Annotated in this window: 13 protein-coding genes and 1 pseudogene; 2 read left to right on the forward strand and 12 right to left on the reverse strand. The window is 62.7% G+C overall.

Annotated features, from left to right (window positions below):
• The 3 genes and pseudogenes from AC0L2A_RS07500 to AC0L2A_RS07510 form a co-directional block, all read right to left on the reverse strand.
• Complete coding sequence (locus tag AC0L2A_RS07500) at window positions 1-672, reverse strand: ABC transporter ATP-binding protein (protein ID WP_473608177.1); 672 nt, start codon at window positions 670-672, stop codon at window positions 1-3.
• Window positions 669-1,910, reverse strand: a complete 1,242-nt coding sequence (locus tag AC0L2A_RS07505) for an ABC transporter permease (protein WP_473608178.1) — start codon at window positions 1,908-1,910, stop codon at window positions 669-671. The genes AC0L2A_RS07500 and AC0L2A_RS07505 overlap by 4 nt, the downstream gene beginning before the upstream one ends.
• Before the next feature lie 6 nt (window positions 1,911-1,916).
• A pseudogene (locus tag AC0L2A_RS07510) lies at window positions 1,917-2,940 on the reverse strand (efflux RND transporter periplasmic adaptor subunit).
• 130 nt (window positions 2,941-3,070) lie between these two features.
• Between AC0L2A_RS07510 and AC0L2A_RS07515 the strand changes: the two are divergent.
• Entirely contained in the window at window positions 3,071-3,754 is a 684-nt protein-coding gene (locus AC0L2A_RS07515) for a TetR/AcrR family transcriptional regulator (protein WP_473608313.1), read from the forward strand.
• A gap of 32 nt (window positions 3,755-3,786) precedes the next feature.
• On the opposite strand, the gene AC0L2A_RS07520 is transcribed toward AC0L2A_RS07515, so the two are convergent.
• The 4 genes from AC0L2A_RS07520 to AC0L2A_RS07535 form a co-directional block, all read right to left on the reverse strand.
• On the reverse strand, window positions 3,787-4,662 hold the full coding sequence (locus tag AC0L2A_RS07520) for a class I SAM-dependent methyltransferase (RefSeq protein WP_473608179.1): 876 nt from the start codon (window positions 4,660-4,662) through the stop codon (window positions 3,787-3,789).
• A 231-nt stretch (window positions 4,663-4,893) separates the two neighbouring features.
• The gene (locus AC0L2A_RS07525; protein ID WP_473608181.1) at window positions 4,894-5,400 is read right to left on the reverse strand and encodes a c-type cytochrome; all 507 of its coding nucleotides are present in this window, start codon (window positions 5,398-5,400) and stop codon (window positions 4,894-4,896) included.
• Window positions 5,401-5,548: 148 nt separating this feature from the next.
• Window positions 5,549-8,071, reverse strand: a complete 2,523-nt coding sequence (locus AC0L2A_RS07530) for a two-component system VirA-like sensor kinase (protein ID WP_473608182.1) — start codon at window positions 8,069-8,071, stop codon at window positions 5,549-5,551.
• Entirely contained in the window at window positions 8,068-9,090 is a 1,023-nt protein-coding gene (locus AC0L2A_RS07535; protein WP_473608183.1) for a cytochrome-c peroxidase, read from the reverse strand. The genes AC0L2A_RS07530 and AC0L2A_RS07535 overlap by 4 nt, the downstream gene beginning before the upstream one ends.
• Before the next feature lie 125 nt (window positions 9,091-9,215).
• Here AC0L2A_RS07535 and AC0L2A_RS07540 point away from each other — a divergent pair, with 125 nt between their 5' ends.
• Window positions 9,216-9,998, forward strand: a complete 783-nt coding sequence (locus AC0L2A_RS07540; RefSeq protein WP_473608185.1) for a response regulator — start codon at window positions 9,216-9,218, stop codon at window positions 9,996-9,998.
• A gap of 58 nt (window positions 9,999-10,056) precedes the next feature.
• Here AC0L2A_RS07540 and AC0L2A_RS07545 read toward each other — a convergent pair whose 3' ends face one another.
• The 5 genes from AC0L2A_RS07545 to AC0L2A_RS07565 all read right to left on the reverse strand — a co-directional run bounded on the left by AC0L2A_RS07545 (window position 10,057) and on the right by AC0L2A_RS07565 (window position 13,892).
• Window positions 10,057-10,521, reverse strand: a complete 465-nt coding sequence (locus tag AC0L2A_RS07545) for a DUF982 domain-containing protein (RefSeq protein WP_473608186.1) — start codon at window positions 10,519-10,521, stop codon at window positions 10,057-10,059.
• A gap of 94 nt (window positions 10,522-10,615) precedes the next feature.
• On the reverse strand, window positions 10,616-11,050 hold the full coding sequence (locus AC0L2A_RS07550; protein WP_473608187.1) for a PIN domain-containing protein: 435 nt from the start codon (window positions 11,048-11,050) through the stop codon (window positions 10,616-10,618).
• Entirely contained in the window at window positions 11,047-11,298 is a 252-nt protein-coding gene (locus AC0L2A_RS07555; RefSeq protein ID WP_473608189.1) for a type II toxin-antitoxin system Phd/YefM family antitoxin, read from the reverse strand. Before AC0L2A_RS07555 ends, AC0L2A_RS07550 begins: the two co-directional genes overlap by 4 nt.
• Before the next feature lie 383 nt (window positions 11,299-11,681).
• Window positions 11,682-12,221, reverse strand: a complete 540-nt coding sequence (locus AC0L2A_RS07560; protein ID WP_473608190.1) for a DUF1697 domain-containing protein — start codon at window positions 12,219-12,221, stop codon at window positions 11,682-11,684.
• 33 nt (window positions 12,222-12,254) lie between these two features.
• A complete protein-coding gene (locus AC0L2A_RS07565) occupies window positions 12,255-13,892 on the reverse strand; it encodes a CTP synthase (protein ID WP_084833810.1) in 1,638 nt (545 codons plus the stop codon).
• Window positions 13,893-13,959 lie beyond the last annotated feature (67 nt).

Raw genomic sequence — 13,959 nt, forward strand, 5'->3', positions numbered from 1 at the left:
TCAGCCGATCTTCCCGTCCACGATGTGAATGCGGCGATCCATGCGCGCCGCCATTTCGAGGTCATGCGTAACTGCCACGACGGTCTTGCCGCCCTCGCGCACCAGGTTCTCCAGGATTGCGAAGACCTGCTCGGAGCTCTTGCTGTCGAGGCTCCCCGTCGGCTCATCGGCGAGGATAAGCGGCGGGTCGTTGGCGAGCGAGCGTGCTACCGCGACGCGCTGACGCTGGCCGCCCGAGAGTTGGTCAGGCCGCTTGTCGAGATGTTCGCCGAGTCCCAGGGATGAGAGCAGCTCACCGGCCCGTTCGCGCATCTGAGGACGCGCCAGCCGGCCAAGCTTGCGCATTGGGATTTCGACATTTTCGCGCGCCGTGAACTCCGGCAGCAGAAAGTGGAACTGGAACACGAAGCCGAGCATCGAAAGCCTGGTCCGCGCGCGCTCCCTTTCATTCATCGGCTCGGCGTCGCGGCCGCCTATTGTCAACGTCCCGGCGGTCGGCCGGTCGAGCAGCCCGAGCAGATAGAGCAATGACGATTTTCCGGAGCCGGAGGGACCGGTGACGGCGACGAATTCCCTTTCGTTGATCGCCAGCGTGATGTCCTTGACCAGCGTGACCGGAACTGTCTCGGGCAACACGCGGGTCAGTTTCTTGGTCTCGATGAGTGCGCTCATGACGCGCCTCTGATGATCTCGACGGGGTTCAGGCGCGCCGCACGACGCGCCGGCAGGTAGCCGGCCACTGCCGCCGAGCCCAGCGCGAAAGCCGACGCGATGACGTAGTGCATCAAGCTCCAGGCGATCGGCAGGCGGGTCATCTCCTGGCCGGTCGCGGCGATCTCGAAACGCACCAGCGACAGCGCATAGGTCATGGAGACGCCGAGCAGCCCGCCGAGCACGGAGCCGGCAGCGCCGATCGCGACGCCTTCCAGCAGAAAGAGCCGGCGCATGTCGGATTCCGGGAAGCCAAGCGACTTCATGATGGCGATGTCGCGCGCCTTTTCGTGCGTGATGGTGGAGATGATGTTGTAGATGCCGAAGCCAGCGACCAGCATGATCGCGCCGACAACGGTGTACATGATGACGTTGCGTACGACGAGCGCTTCGAGGATCGATTCATTGGCCTCCTGCCACGCCACCGCCTTGTAGCCCAGTTCGGCCTCGGCACGCTGCGCCACCGCCGGAGCGCGGTCAGGATCGTCAAGCTTGATGCGGATCTCGTTGATGGCGTTCGGACGCGCCGAGAGGATCTGCGCGTTTTTCAGAAGCACATAGGCCTCGCCTTCGTCGCGCGCGGTGGTGCCGGTGTGGAACAGACCGGCGATCTTGAAGTTGCGCGACAGTCCCTCGGCAGAAACCGCCGTTATCGTGTCACCGAACCCGGCGCCGAGCCGGCTCGCCATCGTGTCGCCGATGAGCACGTTGTTGCCGCCCGCGGCAAGCGCCGAAAAGCTGCCTTCGACGAAGTTTCCGACAATCGGCGACACGCCGGACTCGCGCCCCGGTTCGATGCCAATGATCGCCGCGCCGACTTCGCGGCTGGAAAAGCGGATCACACCCTGCGTTTTGAGGCTTGCCGCGAACCGACCGGGAATCCAGCTCTCCAGCCAGGAGGTCGCGGCGGTCGGATTGATGATGCCGCGTCGATCGTCACGCGGCCTGAGCCCGGAAATCGCGACAGTCGCAAAAGCATCCTCGGCCGGTTGACGGCGGGCTGTGCGTTGCTCGTCGGTGATGTCGACATGCGGCATCGTGTCGACGAGCTGCCTGACGAAATCGTCCTGCCCACCCTGCATCAGCGCCGCCATGGCGATGGAGAATCCGACACCGACCGCAACGCCGATCACGGCAACCAGCGTCTGGCGACCGCGGCCGGCAATGTGCGTGAGGGCGATGTCGAAGATGAGCGGCATCGTGCTTCATCGCTCCTGGGCGCCGATGATGCTCACACGCGCGCCGTCGGTGAGGTCGGCGGGATAGGGCGAGACGACGCGAGCCCTATCATCGAACCCCGACAGAACCTCGATGCCATTGGTGCCGCGAATGCCGGTTCGGATTTCATGTCGTCGGGCCTTGTCGGCTTCGACGACGAACACCTTATTCCCGTCCACAGCAACGGGCGGGATCAACAGCGCATTTTTCGAAACGCGGATGACGATGTTCACGTCGGTCGACATCCCGATACGAAGCGGCGTATCGTCCGGCAGGCGGAACCGGACGCGATAGGTCTTCGTCACCGGATCGCTTGGGTGTGATGCTGTCGACCACGGCTTCCAGGTTCTGCCTGGGGAACGCGTCGGATTTAAGCAGCGCGCGCTGGCCGACCTCGACCCGGGGTATGTCCTCCTCGTTGACCTCGGCGACGACGAGGAGCGGCTTCGGCTCGCCGACCCAGAACAACACCGTGCCGAGTTCGGCGACCTCACCCACCTCGCCGTCCTGCCTGAGCACGACGCCGGCGCTCGGCGCGCGTAACACGTAGGAGTCAAGTCGCGCTTTCTGTCCGGCGACCAGCGCTTCGATCTGGCCGAGCTCGCTCTGCGCACGATCGAGAGCCTGCTGGCTCGCCGCACGCCTTTCGGCAAGCACCGTCAGCCGCCGGAGCTCTTCCTGGGCAAGCGCTTGACGCGCTTCGAGTTCGCCAAGCACGGCCCGGGCCTCGCTGTCGTCGAGCCTGGCGAGCACGTCGCCTTGTGCAACCCTCGATCCCTCGCAATTGCATTGCTCGACGATCCTTTCGCGAACCACCGGAGTCACCTTGGCCCAGGTTTGCGGCTCGACGGAGCCACTCGCGTAAACGATTTCCGCCGCGTCGCCGCGTTGTGGCGTCACCACCGAAACCTTGGCCGGTTGCCAAAGATACCAGGCGCCGAAAGCAGCCGCGGCTGCGACAACAACGATGCTGGCCGTCGAGCGTATCCGTCGCAAGGGACTCTCCTTCATGATCGAATCCGAATGTCCTGCGGTGACAGATAATAGCACTAGACCGACCGTCGGTCTATAAAGTTGCATAAAGCTCCGGTTCGTGCTCCTCTTGCTCCACCTGCACTTTGTGAGGTTCGATTTGCCCCGAGTGATAAAGCCGCCGGAGATACGATCCGCCGAGCTCCTCGACTGCGCCCAGCGGCTTTTCTTCGAGCGCGGCTACGACAACACGACAGTGAACGACATCATCCGCGAGGCCGGCCTGTCGAAGGGCGCGTTCTACCACTATTTCGCATCGAAAGAGGCCCTGCTGGAGGCGCTCGCCACACGTCTCGCCCGCGACAGCTTCAGCGAGTTGCAGCCCGTGCTCAACGATCCCTCACTCGATGGGCTTGGCCGGCTCAATGCCCTGTTTGCCGGCTCGCGGCGGCTGAACGTCGAGCTTGCCCCGCAAATGCGCAAGACATTTTTCGTCCTGTTCCGGCCCGAGAACCTTGCCCTCTTCCATCGGGTCGACCAGGCGGCCAGGGAATTGGCCTTGCCGATAATCACCGATCTGCTCAGGAAAGGCAGCGACGAAGGCATCTTCGACGTGCCCGACCCGGAAGCCTTCGCCGAGATGTTCTTGCAGCTGCGGCTGATCTTTCGGGATGTAATGCACCGCGCCCTGCTGAAGGCCGAGCAGGGCAATATCGACGAAGCGGCGCGGCTGCTCGACGATCGGCTGCGGCTCTACGGCATCGCGATCGACCGGCTTTTGAAGCTGCCCGATGGAACGATAGAAGCCGCACAACCCGGGTTTGCCCGGGCTTTCCTCGAAGCAGGCCCGTGAGCCACCAAGGCAGGCCGCGGCGCAGCGATTCGTCATCCCTGCGTATTTGCCCATGCGCCGACAAGGGGCGGCAGCATAATGCACATCTGCTGTTCGACGGCCTCGCTGCGCAGTCGCTCGGCGAGCGTATCAACCCTCATTTCGGTGGCGGTCGCGGCGCCGACCGCCTCGGCCATCGGCATCAGGCTGCGCAAGGTCTCGGCAACATAGTCGTAGACCGGCGAGTCGGGCCCGCTACCGGCGAGGCCGGCGGAATTCATCTGCGGCGCCGGCAGCCCTGCGCCGGCGAAGACCATCGGTAGCCTGCCACCCATGTCGACCTCGAAACCTGCCCGCTCGATCGTCTCGATTATCCAGCCGCGGCATTTGCTGAACAGCGGCGCCTCCGGAAAACTGCGGGTGAGCGGCATCGCCATTTCCTGGAAGGCGACGATGCCGCCCGGCCGAAGAAACCCGACAAGCCTGCGCAGGGTTGCGGCCGGATCGGGCAGATACATCAGGACGAGCCTGCCGATCACCGCATCGAAAGTCTCGTCGGGTGAGAATGTATCAAGCTCGCCTGTGGTAAAGCGTGTCCAGTAACACTGGCCGGATTCGGTGGCGCGCCGCTCGGCAATGTCCACTGCCCCCGCCGAGCGATCGATGCCGAGCACTCTTCCCGAGGGCCCGACTAGCTTCCCGGCCAGCAAGGAGACGTCGCCGACGCCGCAGCCAATGTCGAGCACGCGCATGCCCGGTCCTATACCCGCGCGGCGCAGGAAATCCTCGGTAAGGTCGTGAATGAGCGCTCCCTGCAGTTCCAGGCGCTGGAATTCACGTTCCGTGTAGCCCAAGGCATAGGGACGCGGATCCGCGGTGCCTTGATCTCGGTCGATCTTCGGCGCGTATTGGCCAAGCAGATTGTCCATTATTTGACTCCCTGATCGATTTATCTGTGTTTGACTTTTCCTGATCGCCGGGCAGCCATCTGACCGCCCCCGGTTGGACCATCACGATCGGCGATCAGTGCTACAACGTGATTTCCGGAATCGGGAATTGCGTTACGACTGAAACAGACGGCCGTGTCTGACGTACCGCACAGCCGGAGAACATCCCCCTGCCCCCGGATCTTCGGCGGCGACTACGTCTTTCGGACGCGGCTACGGCTTCGGAGCCTGCGGGACGAACACGATATGCGGTGTCTTCGGCGGACGACCGGGCGGCACATAATCCGGAACCGGCGTATCGTCTGCCGGCAGCGAAAGCACATAGCGGTGGATGGCGCGCAGGTCGGCCTCGGTCATGGCGCGCAGGTTGAACCACGGCATAGGCGGGCGCGTCTCGATTGTACGCGCTGACTTTACCCACTCGTCTTCGCTCATCGTGCGCAAAAGCTGGCGAAGATTCGTCGGGTAGGTCGTGCCCCACGGCCCATTGAAGCCAAGCGAGTCGCCGATCAGCCATCGATCCTCCGGAACGTTGCCGGCCTTCTCCAGATAATTTGGCGTGTGGCAATCGTTGCAGCCACCGATCTTTGCCAGGTATCGACCGCGCTCGATCGAGTCGGTCGCCGCCGCCGCACCCATCTCACTGGGGTCGAGCGTTACGGCGGCGAGCAACCCGCTCAGGCCAAGGGCGGTAATTCCGATGAGAACCCACCGTGTCATCAGCTTCTCCTGCCGGTCCACTTTTCGGGATCATGGTCTTTTCGCGATCACGATCTGGGCGTGAAACATAGAAACGCCCGGCTACAGGTTGATTTCAGCCAGGCGGAATTTTGGTTACGGTTGTAACGAGGAGCCCGGCCGACCGTGATCAGCCTGAATGCAGATGGCGGGCAAGGCATTGTGCAACAGAGGCCGACAGCAGCGGTTTCTTGATGACTTCGCTTATGCCGGCCGCCGCCAGTTGACGCGATCGCAGCGTGCGGCCGTAACCGGTCATCAGGACAATTGGCAGGTCAGACCGGATCTCATGCAACTTGCCGGAGAGTTCGACCCCGGTCATGTCAGGCATGACCTCGTCCGTCAACACCAGGTCGAAGCGCCCCGGATCGGCACGGAAGGCATTGAGAGCCGCGGGGCTGCGGTCGAACCCGACCGGCTCGTAGCCAAGCGCGGCGAGCATCTCCTCGGCAAGTTGCACCAGCGGCGTATCGTCATCGACAACCAGGATCGTCTCGCCGTTGCCATACTCGACCGGAACCTCGGTGGCCTCGCCCTCGCCCTCATCCGCTTGGGCTGAAGCGGGTTCGATCTGCGGAAAATAGACCTCGAAGGTCGTGCCTTGGCCCAGTTGGCTCATCACGTCCACCGCACCCCGATGTGCCGCGACAATGCCGTGCACCGTCGACAGGCCGAGCCCGGTGCCGTGCCCTGCCGGCTTGGTCGTGAAGAACGGCTCGAAGATGCGCTCGAGAGTCGCCTGATCCATGCCGCTGCCGGTGTCCCTGACGGCAAGGCGGATATAACGGCCGGCAGGCAGGTTGCCGTGCGACAGCGCCTGCGCCTCGACGATCTCCGTCATGTCGAGAGCGATCTCCAATACGCCGCGGCTGTTCATCGCCTGCGCCGCGTTGGTGCCGAGATTCATCACCACCTGCTGAAGCTCGGTCGGATCGCCCGTCATCGCGGCATCCGCGGCTGCAAGATGCGTCTCCACTGCAAGCGTGGCGGGGAACGAGGCGCGCAGCAGATCGACCGCCTCCGCAATCACGGGCTGCACCCGCAGCGCGTGATGCTGCCGCTCGCGGCGACGGCTGAAGGCAAGGATCTGCTCCGTGACGTCCTGCGCCCGCCTGCCGGCCTTCATGATCTGCTGGACGTAGCGCCGCGCACGAGACTCCTTCAGCAGCACCACCAGCGCCATCTCGCTATAGCCGAGGACGGCGCTGAGAATGTTGTTGAACTCGTGCGCTATGCCGCCGGCCAGCGTTCCGATTGCTTCCAGCCGCTGCGATTGGTTGAGCCGCGCCTGCAGCGCTTCGCGTTCCCGTTCGTTGTGTTGGCGCGCGATGGCATTGGCGAAGATCTCGGCGGCAGTGCGCAGCAGCGCGATGTCGTCGTCGGTCCAATGCTTTTCGTGCGTTACGCCATCGAGAGCCAGAAAACCCAGCCGCTCTTCGGCATGCCACATCGGTATGCACAGCCACGATCGAATTTGATGCGCCTGCAGGCATGCCTTCTCCCGCCCCTCGGGAAGCTCGCCGACGCGGGGGACGTCGATGCAGCCTTGCCGTTCATGGTCCGCGAGCGTCCAGTGTGAAGCCAGTTCGATCAAATCGTTCGGCAGGCGGGCCGTCGCGCTTCCGCTCGGACGGCGATAGAAATAGCCGCCGGAAAGATCGGCATCGTATGTGCGGCTGACGAAAATCTGGGCGCCGTCGAGCCCGGCATGTTCCACCAGGCGCGCGAGGCCCTTGCTGATCCCGGCCCGGATGCGGTCACGCGGCAGATTGATGAACTGTGTCGAGATTGAAGCGATCAAGCCTTCGAATTCCAGCCGCTCGCGCAGGATCCGTGCATTGTGGCGCAGGCGGGCGAACAGGTAAGCCACATAGCCCACCAGGACCAGCGCCGCGACGTAGAGCAGCGTCTGGAACCGCGCAGCCCGTTCCGCGGCGCGCCCATGCACATCGAGATACAGGTCCTGCAGAGCGCGGGCCCGTTCGCTCGTTGGCGCAGTCTGCAGGCGGGAGACGAGATCGTCGACCGCCGGAAGCCTGGTGACGATAAGCCGGCCGTGGGAGACAAGAGAGAGGACATCGCTTGCAGCCACGGCATCGACGGACGGCCTGGCCAGTCGGTCAAGCGAGGCGGTCACTGCCCTTGCCGCCTCCGGCCGGGGATCGCTGATGAACCGCGACATGGCGATCATCAGAGCTCCGATCTCGACCGCTCGAAGGCCGTCGCCCTCGGTCGTGAGCCGGCCGCTCATATAGTTGAAATAGTTCAAAGAGTTCTGCAGCAGCGCGTTGTCCGACTTGAACGCCTCGACGAGCGTTTCCTCGTCGCGCACCGCGGCGATGACCTCGGCGATCCGCCGGTCGATGTCCGCCCGTGCTTCGCCGCTTGCGACGTCCCCGGCAGCCGGCAGCGTCCGCGTCGCCTCATTCAGGTTCTCGATCGACCGCACAAGCGGATCGTAGCTGCGCAACAGCCCCGCCCGTGCCCGCAACACGTCGCGCTGCAGGGCAGCGTTATAGAGGATGACCGTCCTGAGAGCGTCGAGCGTGCGTTCGTGGCGCGCGGCATCAGGAGCCGCGCCCTGCAGCAGGAGGTAGGTCAGGACGATGAGCAGGCACGCGACGACCGGCGCCAGGATGGGTAGCGACTTCATTGCTGCAGACGATCCGCTGCGCTGGTCAACGGCTGGCCGCGATATTCCCCCGTCAGCGTCGCAAGGAACTTGACGATGAGATCGGTATCGCGCTGGTCGAGTTCCCGGCCGAGTTGGCTCCGCGCCATGATCTTTACTGCGTCTGCGAGCGATGCGGTGCGGCCGTCGTGGAAATACGGCGCCGTCACCGCGACATTGCGCAGGCTGGGAACGCGGAAGACATGGCGGTCGCTCTCGACGCCGGTAATGGCGAAGCGGCCGAGATCCGCCTGGGACAAGGTTTTCTGACCGGCGAAGGGATTCCGAAAGATGCCGAACTTCTGAAACAGATTGCCGCCGACATTGGCGCCCTGATGGCAAGCGATGCAGCCAAACGCCTTGAACAATTGATAGCCATGCTCCTCGTCCGCCGTGATGGCGTCGCGCTCGCCCTTGAGATAGCGGTCGAAACGGGCGTTGGGCGTGATCAGCGAGCGTTGAAAGATGGCCAGGGCATCGAGCACATCCGTCCGGCCGGGAGCCGCGCCGTAGAGCGTCACGAACCGCCGCGAATAGTCCGGGTCGGAGCGCAGTTTCGGCAGCAATTCTTCCCAACTCGTGTTCATCAGCCTGTCATCGAGCAGGACTGCCTCGTTCTGCTCCTCGACAGTGCGGAAATTGCCGCGCCAGTTCAGCCGGAAATTGAGCGCTGCGCTGAAGACGGTCGGCGCATTGAAATCGAGCTGTCCGCCATCCGCCGCCGTGGAACGAGCCCTGCCGTCGTCGCCGCTGAGATCGAGCCTGTGGCAACCGCTGCAGGCGATGACATCGTCATGCGACAGCCGGACATCGTTGAACAGGCTCTCGCCAAGGGCGATCTTCGCCTGTTCGAAAGGACCAGTGCCCGTTATCGGAGCAATCGGCTCGCCGATCGGAGCGGCCGGCTGATTGACCAGGGCCAACGCAAACGGTGCCGCCGCTGCCAGGCAAAGCGGAACCAAAAGCCCCGCCCGAACCTTACCAATCTGGCCATACGCCATCGAGTGAGCCTGTGGTATCCGATCACGAAGATTATCGGTGCTTACCAACAAATCGCCGTTAATCGGCGTTAAGTCTAATAAAGCAACGGCTCGGTCATGGGTTCCATACCTGCGGACGGTCTGAGATGTTAGCCGAACAGAACACGCGCTACGAAGAGCAGCCGAAAGGCACAATCGAACAGGCAGCGGCGGCGAAGCATATTCTTGTCGTCGATGACGACCCCGAAATTCGCGAGATGCTCACCAATTACCTGGAGAGCGAGAATTTTAGGGTTAGCGCTGTTGCCGACAGCCGGGCCATGTCGCGCGTCCTCAATGAAAGACCGGTAGACCTGGTGCTCCTCGACATGCGGCTTGCCGACGAGGACGGGTTTGAAATCATGCGACAACTCGGCAGTCCGCCGGAAGCGCCGCCCATCATTATCATCACCGGCCATAGGCGCGACGAGGTGGATCGCGTCGTCGGCCTGGAACTCGGGGCTGACGACTACATCACTAAGCCCTTCAGCCTCAGGGAACTGCTTGCGCGCGTTCGCGCCGTGCTGCGGCGATCGGGGTCAACACGCCAGCAGTCGCCTGGCAAGAAGCCCAAGCGTTACCGCTTTGCCGGCTGGGAACTCGACATGCGGATGCGGCGCCTGAGGTCGCCCGCCGGCGAAGCGACGCCGTTGACCGCCGGCGAGTTCAACCTGCTGGCAGCCTTCCTGCAATCGCCGCAACAAATCCTGAGCCGCGAGCAGCTTCTCGCTGCCAGCAGGATTCACGACGAAGAGGTGTTTGACCGCAGTATCGATGTGCAGATACTGCGCCTGCGCCGCAAGCTCGAGGTCAGCCCGAGCGAGCCGAAACTCATTGTCACCGAGCGGGGCGCTGGCTACGTCTTCGCTGCCCCGGTCGAGGTGCAGTGACTTTCGAGGTGCTGTGACTTGCCGCGCCCCGTTCCTGGCAGGGGTCAAATAGGAACGTTCATCGCCTCAGCGCATGCACGCTATCAACATTGCCGCCGCCTATCGGTAGAGCCAAGTCGTCGTCGAGCAAGCGCGTGATGCGGGCGAAGCCGGTAAAAGCCTTCCTTGCTTCCTCTGCCGACATCCGGCCCGCCAGAGCCGCGGAGCAGCAATTCACCGCGCATTGGTAGACTGGCCCACGCCGGCCGACTGGCCATCTACGCAAGAACTCCATCGCTTCGGCTACACTATCAATTTCTTCGGCAGGACTTTCCTGCCCGCGCGAAATCCGCACAGGCGTAAAGAATTGCAGGCGATTCATTGTTTCCTCCCGGTCGATCGCCACGTGCCCGATCGAACCTTTTGAACTTACTGCTGACCATGTGGTTTCCGGCAAACAGCACCCGATGGTGAAAAAGTCGGGCCAAAAATGAAGTCTCGCATATCGTTCGACCGAAATCGAATCACCAAACATGACAAACATGTGGCGAGGTCGTGTCCCACCGTGTCGTATAGGTCGGCGGTAGCGAAGCCGGATTTGGCTAGCCGCAGCAGACCCATTTGGGATCTCTTCTCCGTCAAAGCGCCAGCGGATCGAGGCAGGGAACTCCTAAGGGCTGGAAGTGTCTCGGGTTCCCAGTCAGGAGCGTCAAGGAGTTCGCTTTAGCGGTCGCAGCGATGAGAATGTCAGCCAGCCCTGGATGACTCCCTGCGGCTGTGGCGGCGTCTTCCATGAGGCCTGCCGCCAGCGCCACCGCCGCATCGATCGGCAAGATTTCCGCGCTGTAGTCCGTCATGATGCCCTGCAGCCACGCCATTAGCGTCTGAGCCTTCGCCGTGGCTCCCGAGCGGTCGAGCTTGGCGATGCCTCTCCGAAGTTCGTGGAGGGCAAAGGCAGGCACAAACAAGTTGCCCGTCTGCTGCAATAGCCAGGCTGCCGCATTTGGGGGCAGCGGAGGCTTTCCCGGCGCGGTCGCCGACAGCACCGAGGTGTCGAAAAGGTATGAGGTCAAAGGTTAACCTCGCGGCTTTGCTGGGTGCGGTCGCGCTCCGGTTCGAAGCCCGCGGGCCAACCGGGGAACGACAGCAGGTATTCCGCAAGGCTGGGCTTCTCGGGGTAAATCTTCCTCGCTTCGTCGATCGGAACGATAACTGCCACTGGCTTGCCGTGCCTCGTGATCGTGATCGGGTCGCCGGCCTCGGCGGCAGCGACGAGTGCCGTCAAAGTGGCCTTGGCTTCGCGAATATTGATGTGTTTCACTGCTGTTGCCTCCATTGTGGTTGCACGCAACTACACTTAGCAAATCCGTCGTCGATTGCAAGTGGACAGTTCCCGGAAAACAGACCATTCCAAAACTTCGATCACATCTCGAAGGAAGTCGCGGACAGTTTCGACGCCAGGATTTCCAATTTACCTCTCCCAGGGAGAGTGAACGGGGAGAAGGGGGCTGGCGGCAACCTTGGCACCCTTTCCGCAACGCTGGAAATTGGCGGAATCTTTGCGAAGGCGTCTTTCTCCCCGTCGCTGTACGGGGAGAAGGGGCTGGCCGCAACCTTGGCACCCTTTCCGCAACGCTGGAAATTGGCGAAATCTTTTGCGAAGGCGTCTTTCTCCCCGTCGCTATACGGGGAGAAGGGGAAGCCCTATCCGCCGACCATTTCGGCCAATTTGCGCACGGTGTTCCAGTTGCGCGAGGTGCCGATGCCGAGCCGTTTATGACTTATCGCCGCCACAAGACGCGAGCTTGGCGTCTCGCGCGAAAAGAATATCCAGATGTCGCCGCCGACGGCCTGCATCCGCTCATCCTTGCCGATATAGGCCTCCAGCGCCGCGACGGCCTCAGCGGCAACGGGCTTGCGCATCACGCGCACCGCTACCTGATCCGCGGCGGCAGCCGATTCGGCGGGAAACGGATTGCCGGCCGCAAGCTTCAACCAGTCATCTGCGCGGCGCACGATGATGTCGACATGGCGGCCAAAAGTCTTTTGGAACGCCGTCTCCAATCGGCGCTGCAGCACGGCAATCTCTGTTTCTTTCGTCTCGAAAACCAGATTGCCGGTCGCCACCAGCGTGCGCGGGTTGTTCAGGCCCAGGCCTTCTGTCATGGTCCTGAGATCGGACATGACGACACGCCGCCCCTCGCTGAGCACGATGCTGTAAAGCAGAGCGACGTAGGTTTGCATGCTAGCCCGGATATCTCACGATAGCCTGTCGATTTAGACCAAGCGGCTCTGCTCCACCGCTGCCTCGATGAAGCTGGCAAACAGCGGGTGCGGGTCAAGCGGCCGGCTTTTCAGCTCGGGATGATATTGCACGCCGATGAACCAGGGATGGTCGGGATATTCGACCGTTTCCGGCAGCACGCCGTCCGGCGACATGCCGGCAAAAACCAGCCCGCAATCCTCGAGCCGCTCCTTGTAGTCGACATTGACCTCGTAGCGGTGGCGGTGGCGCTCGGAAATCTGCGTGTCGCCATAGATCTCGGCGATCTTCGAGCCCCTGGCGAGGTCCGCCTGATAGGCACCGAGCCGCATGGTGCCGCCGAGATCGCCGGTTTCCCTGCGCTTCTCCAGCATGTTGCCTTTCAGCCATTCCGTCATCAGGCCGACGACCGGTTCCTCGGTCGGACCGAATTCGGTCGACGAGGCATGATTGACGCCGGCCAGCGAACGCGCTGCCTCGATGCAGGCCATCTGCATGCCGAAGCAGATGCCGAAATACGGCACTTTTCGCTCGCGGGCGAACTTCGCCGCAAGGATCTTGCCTTCCGCGCCGCGCTCGCCAAAACCGCCGGGGACCAGAATGCCGTGGACCTTTTCCAGCCACGGCGCCGGGTCTTCTTTCTCGAATATCTCGCTCTCGATCCAGTCGAGCTTGACCTTGACGCGGTTGGCGAGACCGCCATGCGACAGCGCCTCGATCAGCGATTTGTACGCGTCCTTGAGGCCGGTATATTTGCCGACGACGGCGATGGTCACCTCGCCCTCCGGGTTGTGGATGCGTTTGGACACCGCTTGCCACGGCTCCATCCGCGGCTTCGGCGCCGGATCGATGCCGAAAGCGGCGAGCACTTCCGAATCCAGCCCTTCATTGTGATAGGCCATCGGCACGTCGTAGATGTGCGGCACGTCGAGCGCCTGGATGACCGCGCTCTCGCGCACATTGCAGAACAGCGACAGTTTGCGGCGCTCTTCCCTGGGGATGGGGCGGTCGGCGCGGACCAGCAGGATGTCGGGGGCGATGCCGATGCCGCGCAATTCCTTGACCGAATGCTGGGTCGGCTTGGTCTTCAATTCGCCCGCCGTCGGAATATAGGGCATCAGCGTCAGGTGCACGTAGACGGCGTTGTTGCGCGGCAGGTCGTTGCCAAGTTGGCGGATCGCCTCCAGAAACGGCATCGCCTCGATGTCGCCGACGGTGCCGCCGATCTCGCACAGGACGAAGTCATAGTCGTCATTGCCGTTGAGAATGAAATTCTTGATCTCGTCGGTGACGTGCGGAATGACCTGCACGGTGGCGCCAAGATAATCGCCGCGTCGCTCCCGCTCGATGATATTCTTGTAGATGCGGCCCGTGGTGATGTTGTCCTGCTGGTTGGCCGAGCGGCCGGTGAACCGCTCATAATGGCCAAGATCGAGATCGGTCTCGGCGCCGTCATCCGTCACGAAGACTTCGCCATGCTGGTATGGCGACATCGTGCCGGGATCGACATTGAGATAGGGATCAAGCTTCTTGATGCGCGCGCGATAGCCTCGCGCCTGCAAGAGAGCCCCAAGGGCCGCTGCAGCGATGCCTTTTCCGAGTGAGGAAACCACGCCGCCTGTGATGAATACATATCGCGCCATGGGAGTCATCGCTTAACGCGGCCGAATTGATTCCGCCAGAGAAAAAACCGCCGCGAAGGCTTTTTCCCAAGAAGGC

It is taken from the genome of Mesorhizobium sp. WSM4844, assembly GCF_055811775.1.